This is a genomic window from Halothece sp. PCC 7418, from assembly GCF_000317635.1.
GTDB lineage: Bacteria > Cyanobacteriota > Cyanobacteriia > Cyanobacteriales > Rubidibacteraceae > Halothece.
In genome coordinates this window covers 2,752,859-2,769,801 of sequence record NC_019779.1, presented here as the reverse complement: position 1 = coordinate 2,769,801, position 16,943 = coordinate 2,752,859, and the positions used below count along the sequence as shown (strand labels likewise).

Sequence of the window (16,943 nt, the reverse complement as noted above, 5' to 3'; positions counted from 1 at the left end):
CGGTTTAGTTTAACTTTTATTTATTATTTTGATTTTGAACCCCTCTAGAATAACGAAGTTTCCTGATTGCAGCCATTAAAACCGATAAACTGGGAAATAAGGAAAAGGAGGCTGGCGTAATGACCATGCAAAGTATCTCTAATCAATCTCAACTCTTCACTTTAGAGGAGTTTCTGGCTTATGACGACGGTAGTGATCAACGGTATGAACTGGTCGATGGAGAATTAATAGAAATGCCGACAGAGTCCCCTGAAAACTGTAAACTTGCCAAATTCTTAATGTTGGAACTGGCAAAATTTATCTCTATTGCATTGATTAATCTCAAGGATTTAGAAGTCACTGTTACTGGCAAACGTGCGACCGTGCGCTTACCTGATCTGGCAGTTTTAACTGAAGAAGCATATCAAGCCTTAATGGGCAATTCAAGAAACATAATTACTGAAGATATGCCCCCGCCTGCTTTAGTGGTAGAAGTGGTTTCCCCAGGACAGGAAAATCGCGATCGCGATTATCGTTATAAACATACCGAATACGCAGCGCGAGGAATTACCGAATACTGGATCATCGATCGCGAAACCCAACAAGTAACTGTCTGTCTTTGGGTTAACGGCAAATATGAGGATACAGTTTACACAGGGGACACTCCTCTGAAATCAACGGTGATTCCAGAGTTTAACCTCAGTGCGAGTCAGATTTTACGCTTTGCCGAAAATTAAAAAGTAAAAATGGTACGGACTAATCCCACAGTAATTGTGTCATTCTCACCGTTATTTTCAGGATTAAAAATCACTAAAACCCCAGGCTCGATACTCAAATTAGCATTCACTTGATACCGATAAGACCCTTCTAAGTGAAACGCACTTTCATCGCCAGTGGGCCCGCCATCGTTTGCGGTTACTTTGGGCGGTTGACCAATAATAATCCCTGCGCGACTGCCTCGACTACCCACATTCGGGAAGGCAAAGGTTAACGCCCAGTTGAAAACCGTTGCATCATCCCCAGCACTGACAGGCGTTCCAGCAAAACCAATCCCATCTTCTTCCGCTTGCGCTTGGGTTAATCCCGCCCACCCCGCAATGATAAAATTAGAGCTAATCCGAGAGTTTGCTTGCAAGCCAAAATGATTGGCTGAGGTGGCAATATTCCCGCTAAAAGGAGCGTTGGCGACACGGCTTCCTGTTCCCCCAGAAACAAAGGGTTCTCCCCCTGGATAATAGGCGCGGACATAAGTTAACCCTAAACTGAGGTTCTCGCTGGGATAAAACGCAAGTTGTCCTAAGGCTGCATAAGAACCGTTAAATAAGCCTTGATTCACATCAGAAGGGTTACGACCAAGATATCCCGCAGAAAGGGTGAGTGCGTCGCTGAGTTCATAGTTGAAGGTTACGCCAGCCCCCGCAGCCCCCTGAATATAAATAGGATTCATGCGCCCAAAGTTGGAAATTGAGCCTTTGACTGCATTGGCGAAAAAACCGTTAAAGTTGTCAATGTGAGCGTTAAAGCGTCCTCTGCTGGCATCGATCGCGTAAGAAAATCGCTCTCCTACGGCTGCTTTATAAAATAATTTGCCAAGGACAACATTGCCATCAGTATCGCGATCGAAGGCAAGGCGAGTCATATTTGTTCCTGTCGTGCTTGGTGCATTAAAACGGGTGACATCTGTAGCATCAAGACGCACTTTGAGAAGATCGCGCCCAGTAAAACTGCTATCAAAATTGAGACGAACGCGGTTATTGAAGACTAAACCTTCATCAATGTCAGAAGCGTCATTCGCATCAATAAAAACAGGGACAGCTTGGTTGCTACCAAAAGCACTATTGACAGAAAACAGTACCGTTCCTCTGAGTTTGGTTGTGGTGGAAAACTGATTGTCTTCTAAAAAGGTGGTGCGTGCTTCCAAGTTATCCACTCGCGTGCTGAGGGCGGTCAGTTCAGCTTCAAAGTCTCTCGTGAGGCGTTGTAGGGTTGCTAAGTCTGCTTCGGTTACATCTGTTGGGTTATTGCTGATCAAATCTTCAATCTGTCGCAAACATTGCGCTAAGGCTGCTGCAAATTCGTAACGGGTGAGAGCGCGGTTACCATCAAAACGCCCATCAGGAGAACCCGCAAGACAACCGTAGCGTTCAATTAAATTCCGTAGTGCTTCAAATGCCCAGTCATCAGGAGACACATCTCGCAGTTCAAAAACATTGTTTACTTGCGAAGAATCACCTCTCAAAGATTGTCCTTGGGCAACGTTCCCCCCATTGAACAAAATCGTCATCATTCCAAAAACTGCAAGCCCTTGCTTGCGTAAATCTTGCATCTTCACTCCTCACTAAAATGATAATCATTATCATACAATAGCAAGAGTTATCTCCACTGACAACACGACAGAGTCAGCAGGGAAAAGTAAGTCCTTAAGACGAGTCTAAATTCCAAAACTAGGTCGCAAAGGAAAACGTGGCTTGGGTATTCCGACAAGGAAAGACCTTGCGAGACAGGCACTGCTAAACTTGGCTCTTGAACCTGAACAGATTTTTATTCTTTGAAAGTAGTTCTCTAAGGTATCAAAATCGGGATGGCGGGATTCGAACCCACGGCCTCTTCGTCCCGAACGAAGCGCGCTACCAAGCTGCGCTACATCCCGATAATCTCCCCATATCATACCACAAGATTTTTAGAGATAACATTGCTTGGGTTGGAAATCCCACGATAAGATGAGAAAGCGTAACCCTAGTTCTGGAGCAAATATAGCGTGACGGTAAAGCCTGATTGGTTAAGAGTAAAAGCCCCTCAATTTGAGCGCGTCGGCAAAGTTAAAGAGACGCTACGTGAATTAAAGTTGAATACAGTTTGTGAGGAAGCCTCTTGTCCTAATATCGGCGAATGCTTTCAGAAGGGAACTGCAACCTTTTTAATTATGGGACCGGCTTGTACTCGCGCTTGCCCTTATTGTGACATTGACTTTGAGAAAAAACCCCAAGCCCTTGATCCCTTAGAACCTTTGCACCTTGCAGAAGCAGTGGAGAAAATGGGGTTGAATCATGTGGTAATTACTTCAGTGAATCGCGATGATTTACCAGATGAAGGAGCATCACAGTTTGTTCGTTGTATAGAAGCGGTTCGTAAGGTTTCTCCTCAAACCACGATCGAACTGTTAATTCCTGATCTATGTGGCAATTGGGATGCACTAGCGACCATTTTAGATGCAGAACCAGATGTGTTAAACCATAACATCGAAACGATTCCTCGCTTATATCGCAGAGTGCGTCCCCAAGGAGATTATGCGCGATCGCTGCAACTCCTGCAAAAAACCCGTGAACTTGCTCCTTGGATTTACACCAAGTCTGGCTTAATGGTCGGTTGGGAAGAAACCGAGGCGGAAGTGAAAGCCGTGATGGATGATCTGCGTAATGTGGACTGTGATATTGTCACCATTGGACAATACCTACAGCCCACGCAAAAACATTTAGGAGTAAAACAGTTTGTCACTCCAGAAACATTTGCCAGATGGCAACAGTATGGCGAAAGCATTGGTTTTTTGCAAGTGGTTTCCTCGCCACTCACCCGCAGTTCTTATCATGCGGAACAAGTTCAAGCACTGATGAAATCCCATCCGCGTTCTAAACCCGCTTTCAAGTCATGATTGAGGGATTTGAGTGTTGTCCAATTGTTCCGTTTCAATCAAAGGTGGGCGCGTACAAAAATGGAGTAACGGTCCCACCAAAGGAATCCAAATCAGAGTGTTAAAAAATGGGGAATCATTCAGTCCGCGACGACTGAGATCGGTTTGTAAAATCGCAGGAAACAGTAAGACTAAAACACAAAAATCTAAACTCATCACATGGATAAAGCGACTATTTCGCCACTGGATCAAAAAGTCGTTCCAATTGCCGTTACTTAATCCTGGAATCAGAACTAGCAGAAAAACAGTGGTGAGTAACACCCCAAAGATACGAGAATCTAAGATTTTTAACAGCCAGCTTTTTTCCCCAGGAAAGGGGAGTTTCGGTTCTCTAAACGCAAAGTAGGGTAAGAGGGCAAAAGCCCCAACAGCAAAGGATAAAATAACGAAAGGTGAGGCAACGAGTTTTTGTCCTTTGCCATCAATGAGTAAAAGCGGAGCATACATTAAAGGTAAAATACCCATCAAGTTGAATAAGGAAACAATGAGAGGATTAATTCCTTCGACTTCCATCGCTGATAGTTTTTGAATTAAATCAGCCGTATTGGGGTCATCAGGGGGAGCAAACCAGAAAGCATAAGCAATAAATCCCAGCCAGACTAATAAAAAACCAATTTTTTGCATCATTTCCAAGACACCGATTATTAAGTTATTAAGTCAAAACATTATTCTAAGAGACTGTTCCTCAAGTGGGCTACAGACTACAAACATGATAGATCCTGTAATTGCAATACTTTCTCCTATTCCTTGGTCTGAAGCAGCAGGTCGCTTAATCCTTGCGGTTATTTTCGGAGGAATTATCGGCTGGGATCGCGAACGTGATCGCAAATCGGCGGGTCTGCGGACAAATATGCTCGTCAGTTTAGGGGCAGCTTTAGTGATTTTAGGTGGGTTACAGAGTGGTATTGGTTCACGAGATGAAAGTTTGATCGGGCGAAGTATTCAGGGAATTTTAACGGGTGTGGGATTTGTCGGTGCAGGAGCGATTTTACAGCGAGATAAAGTCCATGGACTAACCACTGCAACTGCCATTTGGATTTCTTCCGCGTTAGGCATTGTCAGTGGTTTAGGGCTTTGGCAATTAGGATTAATGGGTCTGGGGTTGACCATGATTATCCTGCGGGTGATGAAATTAGTAGAAAAGTGATCTTAGGACAGTCGGTTGATATTTATTGACAAGTTTGAATTTTCATGACGTTCTTGCAATTTCTCAGCCTCATTATTTTTATTTAAGTATGTAACACCATTACAATGAAAATAACCAAGACTATGCTTAAGGGAGTTAGGGGCGGTGGTACAATCTCATTTCACGACAAAGCAAGGGCTGAAGTGGGGAGAAATCGTCGCGCTGCGCGGAACAGTGGTTGATGTGCGTTTTTCGGATCGCCTCCCCGAAATTTACACTCAGTTACGGGCAGGTGAGAAAGGAGAGGTGATTCTGGAAGTGGTGAATCATCTTAATGCTCATGTCCTGAGAAGTGTGGCGCTGACTTCAACTTCAGGGTTATCTCGGAGTTCTCCTGTGGCGGATATGGGAGAACCGTTAAAAGTTCCGGTGGGAGAACGATTATTGGGTCGGGTGTTTAATGTTTTTGGGGAAACCATTGACGGGAAAGACCCGATTACTGGGGGAGACTGGCGTTCCATTCATCAATCTTCCCCCGCGATCGCGCAACATACGACCTCATCAGAAATCCTCGAAACGGGAATCAAAGTCATTGATTTACTCTCTCCCTTAGAACGAGGCGGGAAAGGCGGTTTATTCGGCGGTGCAGGGGTGGGAAAAACCGTCTTAATCACAGAATTGATTAATAATATTGTCAAGCAATATCAAGGCATTAGCCTCTTTTGTGGCATTGGGGAACGGGTACGAGAAGCAGAGGAAATGTACCGTGAAATGCAGGAAGCAGGAGTTTTAAAGAATACCGTGATGGTGTTTGGACAAATGAATGAACCCCCAGGGGCGCGGTTTCGAGTCGGTTTAGCTGCGTTGACAATGGCGGAATATTTCCAAGAAGATACGAAGCGGGATGTTCTCTTACTGATTGATAATATCTTTCGCTTTATTCAAGCGGGACAAGAAGTGTCAGGCTTATTGGGGCGACTCCCCTCACGGGTGGGCTATCAACCGACTCTTGGAACAGAACTCGCTGATTTTGAAGAACGGATTGCCAATACTTCCAGTGGGGCGATTACTTCCGTGCAAGCGGTGTATGTGCCTGCGGATGATTTTACCGATCCGGCTGCGGTGCATACCTTTGGACATTTATCCACCTCCATTGTTCTCTCGCGGAAACGGGCAAGTGAGGGGCTGTATCCAGCAGTTGATCCCTTGCAATCGAGTTCTAAAATGTTGAATCCCAGTATTGTTAGCGATCGTCATTATCAGACGGCGCAAGCAGTTCGCCAAACTCTAGCCAACTACGAAGAATTAAAAGATATTATTTCCATGTTGGGCTTAGAAGAATTATCGCGGGAAGATCGGCAAGTGGTGGGTCGCGCGAGACGATTGGAACGCTTTTTAACGCAACCGTTTTTTACAACAGAACACTTTACAGGGAAAAAAGGAAAACTTGCCACATTGGAAGAAACTTTAAGCGGATGTGAGCGCATTCTCAATGATGAATTTGCGGATGTGCCAGAAAGTGCGCTGTATATGTTGGGTTCGATTCAAGAAGTCCAACGGGAGGCGAAACAAACATAATGATGAATCTGAAAATCGTTTTGCCGACAAAGGTGTTTCTGGAACAAGAAGCGCGAAAAGTCTCCGCAGAAGCCGAAAATGGGGCATTTGTCCTGTTACCGCAACACATTGACTATGCCACCTCCCTTGTGCCTGGCATTCTTTCCTTTGATGATACGTATCGCCAAGAACAGTTTGTTGCGGTGGATGAAGGGCTGTTGGTGAAAGTGGGTCAGGAGGTTTTAGTGTCGGTCAAACGGGCGATTGGAGGAACCGATTTGGAAGCATTAGAACAATTGGTGGATGAGGAGTTTCGCCGTTTGGATGAAATTGAACAAAAAACTCGGGCCGCGATCGCGCGGTTGGAAGTCAATTTTAGGAGACATCTCTATGGTTCAGGAGGATAGACATGAATACAGAGTCAGACTCACGAAAACAATTTCAAGAAACCATTAAACACAAGCTCTCTGAACGTCGTCGCGCCCGTGAAGAAGAGAAACGAGAAGGGATTTGGTTTGGTTTGGCGATGATGGGGATTGTGGGCTGGTCAGTGGCGATTCCCACCCTCATTGGCGTTGCCATTGGGATTGGGTTAGATGCAGCGTTTCCCCAATTATCCCCTAGTCTCCTCTTAGTTTCTATCTTAGTCGGGCTAGCTTGTGGCTGTGGGATTGCTTGGTTTTGGATTCAACAGGAAAGTACAACCGAAGAAGAGTCAGAGGAGTTGAGGAGTCAGGATGATCAGTGAAGTCCTAGAAAAAATGGTTGCGATCCCCTTTGGATTTGCGCTGGGAAGTCTCTACTTTTGGGGACTTTGGCAAACCACCCAACGGCTGACCACCACTCATGCCCCCTTACGCTTATTTCTAGTCAGTTATTTCGGTCGTTTAATGCTAGCAGGTGTGGGCTTTTATGGGCTGGCGCAAGGCGGTTGGGCAAATGTTTTGCTGGGTTTATTGGGATTTTTAATTGCGCGATCGCTGCTGATTCGTCGCTGGGAACCGAAACCCTATCAAGAGGAAAATTAAGATTCGTCACTCGCATTAAGGGATACCACTATGGACATTAGTCCCGATAACATCATCTTTTGGCAACGAGACTGGATTGTCATTAACGCCACTTTAGTTTATAGCTGGCTGGTGATGCTGATTTTAGTCATTGCGTCTTGGCTGGCTACCCGAGATTTAGGGGTTGATCCCAATCGCGTTTCCCGTTGGCAAAATACCCTAGAAATTATTGTTGACCAACTGAACACCCAAATCCGAGAAGGGATTCGTCAAGAACCCACTCAGTTTTTACCCTTTATTGGGACATTGTTTCTCTTTATTGGCGTATCGAATGTGTTGACCCTCTTTCCCTACTATGAATCCCCTGCGGGATCATTATCCACCGCTGCTGCTTTAGCGATTTGTGTTTTAGTGGCGGTTCCGTTTTACGGGATTAAAAATGTCGGGATTGTCAACTACCTCAAAAGTTACATCTCGCCCTTGCCAATCATGCTACCGTTCAATATTATCAGCGAGATTTCCCGAACCCTATCTCTGGCGGTGCGTTTATTTGGGAATATCATGAGTACCAGTTTGCTGGTGGGCATTTTGGTTGTCTTAGTTCCTTTAATCTTTCCTGCGATTACCCGCGCTTTTGGAATGCTAGTGGGAGTGATTCAAGCCTATGTCTTCTCGATTCTCGCTCTAGTTTACATTGCTTCGGGAATGGAAGCGCAACGCACGACCAAACGTCAACAAGAGGATGGATAAGACGATGAACGATCTAAGTTTAATTGGTATTGTTTCGATTTTCACCGCAGGAATAACCATTGGCTTAGGCGCGATCGGACCTGCGATTGGGGAAGGGTTAGCCCTCGCCAATGCTTTAAGGGCGTTAGCGCAACAACCCGACAAAGCCAACACGATTACGCGAACCTTATTTGTAGGGATGGCGTTTGTGGAATCAACGGCGATTTACTGCTTTGTGATTTCCATTATTTTGATTTTCGCGAACCCATTCTGGAATCATTTTCTGAACCAAGCAGGAGGGTAACAGCGTGTTATTTGATTGGTTTACCTTTTTTGCCCAAATTATTAACTTTGTCATCTTAGTCTATTTACTTTGGCGGTTTTTGTATCGACCGATTAATAAGGTGATGGATGACCGTCAACGTCAACTGCAAGAACGCTGGAATGATGCACGAGAACAAGAGGAAAAAGCCCAACAAGAAGCCCAGAAATATCGCGATCAACAAGCGGAACTGGAAGCGCAACGGGAGGCTTTGATCTCAGAAGCAAAAGCAGAAGCGGAACAAAAACGTCAACAATTACGGCAATCGGCACGGGAAGAAATTCAACAACGGCGGGAACAATGGCAGGAGGCTTTACAACAAGAAAAAGAATCTTTCTATGCGCGATCGCGCCAAAAATTACAGCAAGAAACCATCACCATTTGTCGTCGGGTTTTGCAAGATTTAGCAGATGCAGAGTTAGAAGATCAAGCCATTGCTCTCTTTTTAGAACGCTTAAAAGATCAGAGTAATAATGAGGAAACTGAATTATCTAACCTTAAAAATACAGGAATTGAAGATGTTGTGGTTTGGAGTGGCTTTGAGTTATCCTCCCCGCAACGACAGCAAATTGCCCTCACCCTTGAAAAGCAAAACCTTACCCATAGTAATGCGATTACCTTTGAAACCAATCCCGATCTAATTTTTGGGATTGAAGCCCGATTTGGCGATCATGAAGTGAGATGGAGTGTTGATGATTATCTGCAAGATTTAGATCGTACATTTTCTGAATTATTTACCACTAATATTAGTCATTAGTCATTAGTCATTAGTCATTGGTCATTTGTTATTTGGTAACTGGTAACTGGTAACTGGTAACTGGTAACTGGTAACTGGTCACTGGTAACTGGTCACTGGTAACTGGTCACTGGTCACTATCCACAAGTAATCTATAGTAAATCTCCACCCAAAAATTAAGCCATGAATGAAGATAATCATCCCCTAACCCATTTAGTTGAAACCACCTTCTCCCAATGGGAAAGCGTGCTGGATCAATATCGCTTCCCTTTACAAGCCCATGAGGTGGGAATCGTGAAATCGGTTTCCAGTGGCATTGCGACCGTTAGTGGGCTATTTGGGGCGCGTTTGGATGAATTGATTGAATTTCCCGAGGGGTTACTGGGAATTGCCTTTAACCTTGATGCGGAAGAAATTGGCGTGATTCTTCTCGGAGACAGTGAAGGAGTGCAAGCAGGCGATAAAGTCTATCGTTTGGGTCGCATTTTAGATGTTCCCGTGGGTGAGGCGTTGTTAGGGCGGGTGGTGGATGGGTTAGGTCGCCCTCTCGATAACAAAGGGGAGATTGAAACCAGTGAACGTTTACCCACAGAACGTCCAGCACGAGGGATTATGGAACGCGCCCCCGTGGAAGTGCCGTTGCAAACGGGAATTAAGGTGATTGATGCCCTAATTCCTGTGGGACGAGGACAACGAGAACTAATTGTCGGTGATCGGCAAATTGGGAAAACTGCCATTGCCGTGGATACCATTCTCAATCAAAAACAGCATAACGTGATTTGTATTTACTGCGCGATCGCGCAACGGGGTGCAGCAGTGGCAAAAGTGATTGATCGGTTGCGCCAACACCAAGCCATGGATTATACCGTGGTTGTAGTTGCCCCTGGGGAATCACCACCGGGCTTAAAATATATTACCCCTTATGCAGCGACCAGTATTGGCGAATATTTCCGCGATCAAGGTCGAGATGTCCTGATTATTTATGATGACCTTACCCAGCACGCTTGGGCATATCGTGAACTGTCTCTGCTGTTACGACGACCGCCTGGTCGAGAAGCCTATCCAGGGGATATTTTCTATATTCACTCCCGATTGCTAGAGCGAGCAACCCATCTGCGGGATGAACTCGGTGGCGGTTCTTTGACAGCCCTTCCTCTTGTGGAAACCCAAGCGCAAAATATTTCGGCTTATATTCCCACCAATTTAATTTCCATTACTGACGGTCAAATTTATCTGTCTCCGAACTTATTTCAACAGGGGATTCTTCCCGCCGTTGATGTGGGGAAATCGGTTTCTCGGGTTGGCGGAAAAACGCAACTCCCAGCCTACAGACGAGTCTCTTCTGATTTGCGTCTGTCTTATTCCCAATTCCAAGAAGTCGAAGTTTTTGCCCGTTTTGGTACTCGTTTAGATGAACAAACCCGCCATACGCTAGAAAGAGGTCGTCGGGTGCGAGAAGTCCTCAAACAGAAAGAATCGAAGTCTCTCACCCCAGCCGAACAAGTTGCGATTCTCTTTGCAGTGAATAATGGACTGTTTGATGAGATTCCGTTAGATCAGATTAAAACAGCCGAAGCACGGGTGCAAGCCGTGATGAATGGAGAATTGTCTCAACTGCGCGATCAGATTCAAAATGGAGAAAAATTGAGTGAAGAAGACATCGACACCCTCTCGCAAGCATTAAAGAACACAACCACGCAACTGCAAGAGGAGATCCGCCATGACTAATGCCCAATCTCTGCAAGCGACCATTCATCATGTAGAAGACTTGCAAGCGGTGGTGAAGACCATGAAAGCCCTAGCTGCGGTGAGTATTCGCCAATATGAACGCGCTGTGGATGTTTTAGGGGAATACAGTCGCAGTATTGAAACGGGGTTTCAGATTCTATTGCAACAACGGCATTTTCAAGGTGAACCCCTCATTCCCCCGCTTCTTGCCTCTCATTCTGTGGAGTTTCAACGGGTTGCTGCGATTATTTTTGGCTCTGATCGCGGGTTGTGTGGACAATTTAACGAACGGATTGCCTCTTTTGCCTTGTCGGAGTTGCAAGCATTGGGATTAAACAATGATCCTTTAATCGCGATCGCGGGAGAACGATTATTAACGCCTCTAGAAAGTGAAAATAAAGTAATATATCAACAATTTGCTGTTCCTGCTGCGGTGGATGCTATTGTCGATCTCACCGCAGAAATTCTATTAGCCATTGAAGACTGGCAACTGCATAAACAAGTGGATCGCGTGATTCTTTATTACAACGAACCCAGTACCGGAACCACCTATAATCCCCGTCAGTTTCAATTACTTCCCATCGACTTAGACTGGTTGCATTCTCTCAGTCAACAGAGTTGGCAAACCAATGAAATCCCCCTCTTAACCATGGATGAAGAAGCATTTCTATCCGCTTTAATCCGCGAGTATCTTTCTCTCTACCTGTTTCTTGCAGCAGCAGCCTCTCTCGCCAGTGAAAATGCCAGTCGTTTATCCTCCATGCAATCAGCCGAGAAAAACATTCAAGATCGGATCTCGGATCTCACCTCTGAATATCGCCGTCAACGTCAAAGCGCGATTACCTCTGAGTTATTGGATGTCGTTTCTGGTTTTGAAGCCCTGAGTGATCATCCTTCATCCTAAAAAGAAGGAAAAACCCTGATTCGGAATGTGGAAGAAGCAGGAAGCCCTGTCTGTGAAGAGAGGAATCCCCCGCTATATTCTCTGATTTAGCGGGTGGAGGATGTCAAGGCTGCAAAGATAGGATGAAACTATCCCATTTTAATTGGGAATTAATCTTGGAGGAAATGAGATGAATGATAACGTATCGAGAAAATCCCGTAATATTGCAATTGTTGGTCCGGCAAGTAGTGGCAAAACGACCCTTTTAGAAAGTTTACTCTTTGTTTCTGGAAATCTCGGTCGCAAAGGAAGTATTAAACAGGGGAATACGGTTGGCGATAATTTACCTGAAGCGCGCGATCGCGCCATGACTGTAGAAATCAATACTGCCTACACCACAGGGGACGACTTGCAATTTACCTTTCTTGATTGTCCCGGTTCCATCGAATTTGCCCAAGAAACCCAAAATGCACTCGTTGGGGTGGATGCAGCGGTGGTGGTCTGTGAACCGACTGTGGAGCGCGTCTTAACCCTTGCCCCCATTTTGAAATTCCTGGATGATTGGGAAATTCCCCACTTCATTTTTCTCAATAAAATGGAACGGGCAAACCATCCCTTTACCGAAATTTTAGCAGCGATTAAAGCAGTTTCCCCTCGTCCGTTACTCCCGCAGCAATATCCCCTGTATCAAGGACAAACAATTCTTGGTTACATTGACTTAATTACAGAACAAGCCTATAAATATCATGTCGGCACCAAAGCAGATCCCGTCTCTACCCCTGAAACTGCCGTTGCAGGAGAAAAAGTTGCCCGTGATGAGCTTTTAGAAGGACTGGCCGAATTTGATGATCATCTGCTAGAAGAACTTTTAGAAGACATTAATCCTTCCCTCGACGAAATCCGACAAGATCTCAAGCAAGATGTCAGCGCTGATTTAATTGTTCCCGTTTGCTTTGGCATCGCTGAACAAGATTATGGGGTTCGTCCTTTATTATCGACATTAGTGGCGGAAGTCCCTTCACCAGAGGTGACTGCAAAACGGCGTGGTGTTAATCCAGAGGCTGAGTCTCCCACCATTGCCCAAGTCCTGAAAACATATTACTCTCAGCAAGGGGGAAAACTGTCTTTAGTCCGTATCTGGCAAGGACGACTGACCAGTAATATGAGTTTGAATGGGGTTCGTCCTGGGGGGATGTATCAACTCCTCGGACAACAGCAAACTTCCGTCCCCGAAGCCTTTGCTGGTGAAATTGTTGCTCTCTCCCGTCTAGAAGGCATCCAAACTGGAGACACCCTCAGTAGTGATAATGATCCAGATCCCTTACCCACTCCAGACAAAATGTCCTTGGTTTATGCCTTAGCCATTGCCCCAGAACATCGTAAGGATGAAGTGAAACTCACCGAAGCCTTGGCAAAACTGTTAGAAGAAGATCCCGCCTTAGCTTGGGAACAAAACGATGAGACCCAAGAAATCGTGCTTTGGGGACAAGGAGAGATTCATTTACAAGTGGCGTTAGATCGCTTGCAGCGGAAATATAACCTGTCTTTGAAAACAGATTTCCCTCAGGTTCCCTATCAAGAAACCATTCGTCAGGGAAGTCAAGCCCGTGGACGCTATAAACATCAAACTGGCGGACATGGTGCATTTGGGGATGTTTATCTCGATATCCAGCCGTTAGGACGAGGAGAAGGCTTTCAGTTTGAAGATACGATTGTCGGGGGTGCGATTCCGAAACAGTATATTCCGGCGGTAAAAACTGGTGTGCAAGACTATTTGACCGAAGGACCCTTGGGCTTTTCGGTGGTGGATGTGGCGGTTACCCTCACCAATGGCTCGTTTCATTCTGTGGATAGTTCCGAACAAGCGTTTAAGCAAGCAGCCCGTCTGGCGATGACTGAAGGAATGCCCAACTGTCAACCGACTTTATTAGAACCCATTTTAGAAATACAGGTGTATGCCCCCGCTGACTTTACCTCCAATGTCTTGCAGTTGGTCAGTGGACATCGCGGACAGATTATGGGCTATGAAAGTTGTACCGATTGGTTGAACTGGGATCAGGTAACGGCTTATCTTCCCCAAGCCGAAATGCAAAACTTTATTATCGAGCTGCGATCGCTGACACTGGGAGTCGGCTTTTTTGATTGGCAACCCCATCACTTTCAAGAAGTTCCAGAAAAAGTCACTCAGGAGGTTTTGGCAAATCGTAATACCCAATAGAGTTATTTCCTAATACAACTATTACTTGACATTAGCTGACAAGCGTTTAACTTTTTGGAAAAGTTCGCTCGCTTGTTGACATTAATGGTTTAGGTCTTTTAGAATTGAGGAATAATTTGGATTGACTTGTGTGTCAGTGATGCTCATCAGAAGCTCGATTCTGACCTCTAAAGGAAAACCAATTTGATGAGCTTTGAGGAAAATCCTTAAGGCGTTGTGGGACACCACCGTACACCTCCGTTGTACGCTATGACTGCTTTACTTTTACAGTTAATGTCGAGTATTGTCCAGTCTTGAAGTGTCAGGGGACTGATTGCAAGATTGGCTATCTCCTTGTTGAAGATCCAGATTAATTGCAAATGTTAAGAGGGGAGACGATCCCTTAAGCCTCTCCCCTCCTAAAATCTCTAAACTTTTAAGTTTTCGGTAATCCGTCGCATGGCTTCGTTTACGTTTTCTCGGCTGTTAAATGCAGAGATGCGGAAATAGCCTTCTCCGGCTGCACCAAACCCAGATCCAGGAGTGCCAACAATATTCGCCGAATAAAGCAGTTTATCAAATAAATCCCAACTGGAGAGTCCATCTGGGGCTTTCACCCAAATGTAGGGGGCGTGAATCCCACCATAAACGGTTAACCCGGCTGCAGTCAGTTTATCCCGAATGATTTGAGCATTTTCGAGATAGAAGTTGATTAAGCCTTTGACTTCTTTTTGTCCTTGTTCGGAATAGACGGCTTCTGCACCGCGTTGGACAATGTAGGAAACGCCGTTAAATTTGGTCGAATGACGACGATTCCACAGTTGCCAGATTTGCACGTCTGACCCATCAGAGGCTTTTGCTTTCAGGGTTTTGGGAATGACGGTAAAGGCGCAGCGTGTCCCTGTGAAACCCGCATTTTTGGAGAAAGAACGAAACTCGATCGCGCAGTCTTTTGCCCCTTCTACTTCATAAATGGAGTGAGGAAGACTGGGGTCAGTAATATAGGCTTCATAGGCAGAATCAAATAAAATCAGTGCGTTCACCGATTTGGCATAATCTACCCAGGCTTGCAAGTGTTCTTTTGTAGCAACCGCACCAGTGGGGTTATTGGGAAAACACAGATAAATTAAATCAACATTTTGATCGGTGGGAATCTTCGCAGTAAAGTTATTTTCTGCGGTGATGGGAATATAAATTAAGCCTTCATATTTGCCATCCTCGTTTGCAGGTCCCGTGTGTCCCGCCATTACGTTAGTATCCACATAAACTGGATATACGGGGTCAGTGACCGCAATGGTATTCTCCTTACCGAGGATATCTAAAATGTTCCCTGTGTCGCATTTAGAGCCATCAGAGATAAAGATTTCATCGGCAGAGATATCACAGCCACGACTTTGATACTCATGAGTGGCAATTTTTTCTCTGAGCCAAGGAAACCCCTGTTCGGGGCCATAGCCTTGAAATGTTGCGCGATCGCGCATTTCATCCACTGCTTTTGCCATCGCATCACAGCAGGCTTGGGGTAAGGGTTCGGTAACATCACCAATGCCCAATTTAATAATTTGCGCCTCTGGATTGGCTTCGGCGAAGGTATTCACCCGACGGGCAATTTCGGGAAATAAGTAGCCCGCTTTCAGTTTGAGGTAGTTTTCGTTAATTTTGACCATAACGGTAATTAAGAGCAATCAAGTTTTGGCATTCTAGCAAACTGTCGTACTTTAGTAATTCTTAGTTTGTTCGTTGTTCTTTGGCGTAGTTCAATGATCGCTAGAAGACCAATGACTAATGACCAATGACTAATGACTAATGACTAATGACTAATGACCAATGACCAATGACTAATAATCAACACCACGGCGCAGTTCCACCCCATCATAGACATAATGTTTATGACAGACCATCTCAGAATACACACTAGCGAGATCGAAGAAGGGATGACGATTAAAACAACGCCCCGTAATAATGACTTGTGTCCCATCAGGTTTGTTGGATAACGCCTTGACAATGGGTTCGGCGGGAAGAAGTTCGAGATCCACAGTGGGATTTAATTCATCAAGGATAATGGTTTTATAGGTTCCCGACTCGATCGCGTCGAGGGCAATTTTCCAACCGCGTTCGGCTTCTTCGTAGTCTTCGGGTTGCTGTTTTCCGCGCCAGACAATAGCATCACGACCACAACGGATATGATCAATAAGTTTGGGATAACTTGCCTTCAAAGCAGCGATCGCGGCATCTTCGGTGTAACCGGTTCCCCCTTTCAACCACTGGATAATTAAAACCCGATGCGATTGATCCCGATCAATTCCCCGACCAATGGCAAGCAGGGCTTTTCCAAGGGCGCTGGTAGATTTTCCTTTGCCATCCCCTGTGTAAATTTCAATGCCTTCTAGGGCTGCATCTGTAGCACTGTGAGGCTTCATTTCTGAGTGCAGATTCGCTAAGTCTAACAAACTTTGCGGTGCAGCGCGACCGGTGACAATCATTTCTAACGGTTGCGGTTTATTTTTGAGAGTATCGACCACATCCTCTTCTGAGAGAAGCCCTAAATCCAAAACAGGATTCAATTCATCTAAGACCACAATTGAATATAATCCTGAGGCGATCGCGCCTTTAGCAATATTCCAACCACGGATGGCTTCTTGTTCATCAAAGGGGGTAATTTCATCTTTACCAAAATACTCCGCCCTGCCAGTGCGAACTTGGTCAATCAGATGGGGAAAGCCTTTTTGCAAAGCAGCGATCGCAGCATCTTCATCATAAACCCGTTCCGGTCCTTTGAGGAATCGCAGTAACAGCACTCTATTGGTGCTTCTGGAATGAATCCCCAGACCAATGGAACGTAAAACCACGCCCAAAGCAGCCTGAGATTTTCCTTTCCCTTCACCATCATAAACATGAATTTGTCCAACCTCGCGTTCCGCCATTTCCTGTGCGGTCCGAATTCCAATCCCGTCTCTAGTCATTTTTTCTTCTCAGACCATTAAAACATCA

General features: G+C 45.3%; 17 protein-coding genes and 1 tRNA gene. 13 read left to right on the top strand and 5 right to left on the bottom strand.

Annotation, left to right across the window (positions count from 1 at the left end):
- The first annotated feature begins 119 nt into the window (after positions 1-119).
- Entirely contained in the window at positions 120-716 is a 597-nt protein-coding gene (locus PCC7418_RS12495) for a Uma2 family endonuclease (RefSeq protein WP_015226553.1), read from the top strand.
- Here the strand turns inward: PCC7418_RS12495 and PCC7418_RS12490 are convergent.
- Positions 713-2,305: an iron uptake porin gene (locus PCC7418_RS12490; RefSeq protein WP_015226552.1), complete on the bottom strand. Its 1,593-nt coding sequence runs from the start codon at positions 2,303-2,305 to the stop codon at positions 713-715. The two genes, PCC7418_RS12495 and PCC7418_RS12490, sit on opposite strands and share 4 nt — an antisense overlap.
- Before the next feature lie 250 nt (positions 2,306-2,555).
- Positions 2,556-2,629, bottom strand: a tRNA-Pro gene (locus tag PCC7418_RS12485).
- Positions 2,630-2,737: 108 nt separating this feature from the next.
- Here PCC7418_RS12485 and lipA point away from each other — a divergent pair.
- Complete coding sequence (lipA, locus tag PCC7418_RS12480; RefSeq protein ID WP_015226551.1) at positions 2,738-3,628, top strand: lipoyl synthase; 891 nt, start codon at positions 2,738-2,740, stop codon at positions 3,626-3,628.
- On the opposite strand, the gene PCC7418_RS12475 is transcribed toward lipA, so the two are convergent.
- Positions 3,623-4,294: a hypothetical protein gene (locus tag PCC7418_RS12475; RefSeq protein ID WP_015226550.1), complete on the bottom strand. Its 672-nt coding sequence runs from the start codon at positions 4,292-4,294 to the stop codon at positions 3,623-3,625. The two genes, lipA and PCC7418_RS12475, sit on opposite strands and share 6 nt — an antisense overlap.
- 82 nt (positions 4,295-4,376) lie before the next feature.
- Here PCC7418_RS12475 and PCC7418_RS12470 point away from each other — a divergent pair, with 82 nt between their 5' ends.
- From PCC7418_RS12470 to PCC7418_RS12420, 11 genes are all read left to right on the top strand, one after another.
- Positions 4,377-4,814 carry an MgtC/SapB family protein gene (locus tag PCC7418_RS12470; protein ID WP_015226549.1) on the top strand — a complete coding sequence of 146 codons (438 nt, stop codon included), beginning with the start codon at positions 4,377-4,379 and terminating at the stop codon, positions 4,812-4,814.
- A gap of 144 nt (positions 4,815-4,958) precedes the next feature.
- Positions 4,959-6,371 (top strand): Na+-translocating F1F0-ATP synthase, F1 subunit beta, encoded by a 1,413-nt coding sequence (gene atpD-Na, locus PCC7418_RS12465; protein ID WP_015226548.1) that lies wholly within the window; start codon positions 4,959-4,961, stop codon positions 6,369-6,371.
- Positions 6,371-6,757, top strand: a complete 387-nt coding sequence (atpC-Na, locus tag PCC7418_RS12460; protein ID WP_015226547.1) for a Na+-translocating F1F0-ATP synthase, F1 subunit epsilon — start codon at positions 6,371-6,373, stop codon at positions 6,755-6,757. Before atpD-Na ends, atpC-Na begins: the two co-directional genes overlap by 1 nt.
- A 2-nt stretch (positions 6,758-6,759) precedes the next feature.
- Positions 6,760-7,098 (top strand): Na+-translocating F1F0-ATP synthase subunit AtpZ, encoded by a 339-nt coding sequence (gene atpZ-Na, locus PCC7418_RS12455; RefSeq protein ID WP_015226546.1) that lies wholly within the window; start codon positions 6,760-6,762, stop codon positions 7,096-7,098.
- Positions 7,088-7,378, top strand: a complete 291-nt coding sequence (locus tag PCC7418_RS12450) for a Na+-translocating F1F0-ATP synthase subunit 2 (protein WP_015226545.1) — start codon at positions 7,088-7,090, stop codon at positions 7,376-7,378. The genes atpZ-Na and PCC7418_RS12450 overlap by 11 nt, the downstream gene beginning before the upstream one ends.
- Before the next feature lie 30 nt (positions 7,379-7,408).
- On the top strand, positions 7,409-8,107 hold the full coding sequence (atpB-Na, locus tag PCC7418_RS12445) for a Na+-translocating F1F0-ATP synthase, F0 subunit A (protein WP_015226544.1): 699 nt from the start codon (positions 7,409-7,411) through the stop codon (positions 8,105-8,107).
- Positions 8,100-8,390, top strand: coding sequence for a Na+-translocating F1F0-ATP synthase, F0 subunit C (gene atpE-Na, locus PCC7418_RS12440; protein WP_213059412.1), 291 nt, complete (start codon positions 8,100-8,102; stop codon positions 8,388-8,390). Before atpB-Na ends, atpE-Na begins: the two co-directional genes overlap by 8 nt.
- A gap of 4 nt (positions 8,391-8,394) precedes the next feature.
- A complete protein-coding gene (atpF-Na, locus tag PCC7418_RS12435) occupies positions 8,395-9,165 on the top strand; it encodes a Na+-translocating F1F0-ATP synthase, F0 subunit B (RefSeq protein ID WP_015226542.1) in 771 nt (256 codons plus the stop codon).
- Positions 9,166-9,327: 162 nt separating this feature from the next.
- Positions 9,328-10,872 carry a Na+-translocating F1F0-ATP synthase, F1 subunit alpha gene (gene atpA-Na / locus PCC7418_RS12430; protein WP_015226541.1) on the top strand — a complete coding sequence of 515 codons (1,545 nt, stop codon included), beginning with the start codon at positions 9,328-9,330 and terminating at the stop codon, positions 10,870-10,872.
- Complete coding sequence (gene atpG-Na / locus PCC7418_RS12425; RefSeq protein ID WP_015226540.1) at positions 10,865-11,776, top strand: Na+-translocating F1F0-ATP synthase, F1 subunit gamma; 912 nt, start codon at positions 10,865-10,867, stop codon at positions 11,774-11,776. Before atpA-Na ends, atpG-Na begins: the two co-directional genes overlap by 8 nt.
- A 169-nt stretch (positions 11,777-11,945) precedes the next feature.
- A complete protein-coding gene (locus PCC7418_RS12420; RefSeq protein WP_015226539.1) occupies positions 11,946-13,973 on the top strand; it encodes an elongation factor G in 2,028 nt (675 codons plus the stop codon).
- Between the two features lie 407 nt (positions 13,974-14,380).
- On the opposite strand, the gene PCC7418_RS12415 is transcribed toward PCC7418_RS12420, so the two are convergent.
- Together PCC7418_RS12415 and PCC7418_RS12410 are read right to left on the bottom strand one after the other, a co-directional pair.
- Positions 14,381-15,619 carry an LL-diaminopimelate aminotransferase gene (locus PCC7418_RS12415; protein ID WP_015226538.1) on the bottom strand — a complete coding sequence of 413 codons (1,239 nt, stop codon included), beginning with the start codon at positions 15,617-15,619 and terminating at the stop codon, positions 14,381-14,383.
- A 171-nt stretch (positions 15,620-15,790) separates the two neighbouring features.
- The gene (locus PCC7418_RS12410; RefSeq protein WP_015226537.1) at positions 15,791-16,915 is read right to left on the bottom strand and encodes a cob(I)yrinic acid a,c-diamide adenosyltransferase; all 1,125 of its coding nucleotides are present in this window, start codon (positions 16,913-16,915) and stop codon (positions 15,791-15,793) included.
- Between the last annotated feature and the right edge of the window lie 28 nt (positions 16,916-16,943).

What these genes read in the sequence shown, in the direction of transcription:
- PCC7418_RS12415 (WP_015226538.1), bottom strand. Translation starts at nt 15,619, where the DNA reads ATGGTCAAAATTAACGAAAACTACCTCAAACTGAAAGCGGGCTACTTA.
- atpE-Na (WP_213059412.1), top strand. Translation starts at nt 8,100, where the DNA reads ATGGATAAGACGATGAACGATCTAAGTTTAATTGGTATTGTTTCGATT.
- PCC7418_RS12420 (WP_015226539.1), top strand. Translation starts at nt 11,946, where the DNA reads ATGAATGATAACGTATCGAGAAAATCCCGTAATATTGCAATTGTTGGT.
- PCC7418_RS12490 (WP_015226552.1), bottom strand. Translation starts at nt 2,305, where the DNA reads ATGCAAGATTTACGCAAGCAAGGGCTTGCAGTTTTTGGAATGATGACG.
- PCC7418_RS12495 (WP_015226553.1), top strand. Translation starts at nt 120, where the DNA reads ATGACCATGCAAAGTATCTCTAATCAATCTCAACTCTTCACTTTAGAG.
- PCC7418_RS12410 (WP_015226537.1), bottom strand. Translation starts at nt 16,915, where the DNA reads ATGACTAGAGACGGGATTGGAATTCGGACCGCACAGGAAATGGCGGAA.
- atpC-Na (WP_015226547.1), top strand. Translation starts at nt 6,371, where the DNA reads ATGATGAATCTGAAAATCGTTTTGCCGACAAAGGTGTTTCTGGAACAA.
- PCC7418_RS12470 (WP_015226549.1), top strand. Translation starts at nt 4,377, where the DNA reads ATGATAGATCCTGTAATTGCAATACTTTCTCCTATTCCTTGGTCTGAA.
- PCC7418_RS12450 (WP_015226545.1), top strand. Translation starts at nt 7,088, where the DNA reads ATGATCAGTGAAGTCCTAGAAAAAATGGTTGCGATCCCCTTTGGATTT.
- atpA-Na (WP_015226541.1), top strand. Translation starts at nt 9,328, where the DNA reads ATGAATGAAGATAATCATCCCCTAACCCATTTAGTTGAAACCACCTTC.
- atpB-Na (WP_015226544.1), top strand. Translation starts at nt 7,409, where the DNA reads ATGGACATTAGTCCCGATAACATCATCTTTTGGCAACGAGACTGGATT.
- PCC7418_RS12475 (WP_015226550.1), bottom strand. Translation starts at nt 4,294, where the DNA reads ATGATGCAAAAAATTGGTTTTTTATTAGTCTGGCTGGGATTTATTGCT.
- atpZ-Na (WP_015226546.1), top strand. Translation starts at nt 6,760, where the DNA reads ATGAATACAGAGTCAGACTCACGAAAACAATTTCAAGAAACCATTAAA.
- atpG-Na (WP_015226540.1), top strand. Translation starts at nt 10,865, where the DNA reads ATGACTAATGCCCAATCTCTGCAAGCGACCATTCATCATGTAGAAGAC.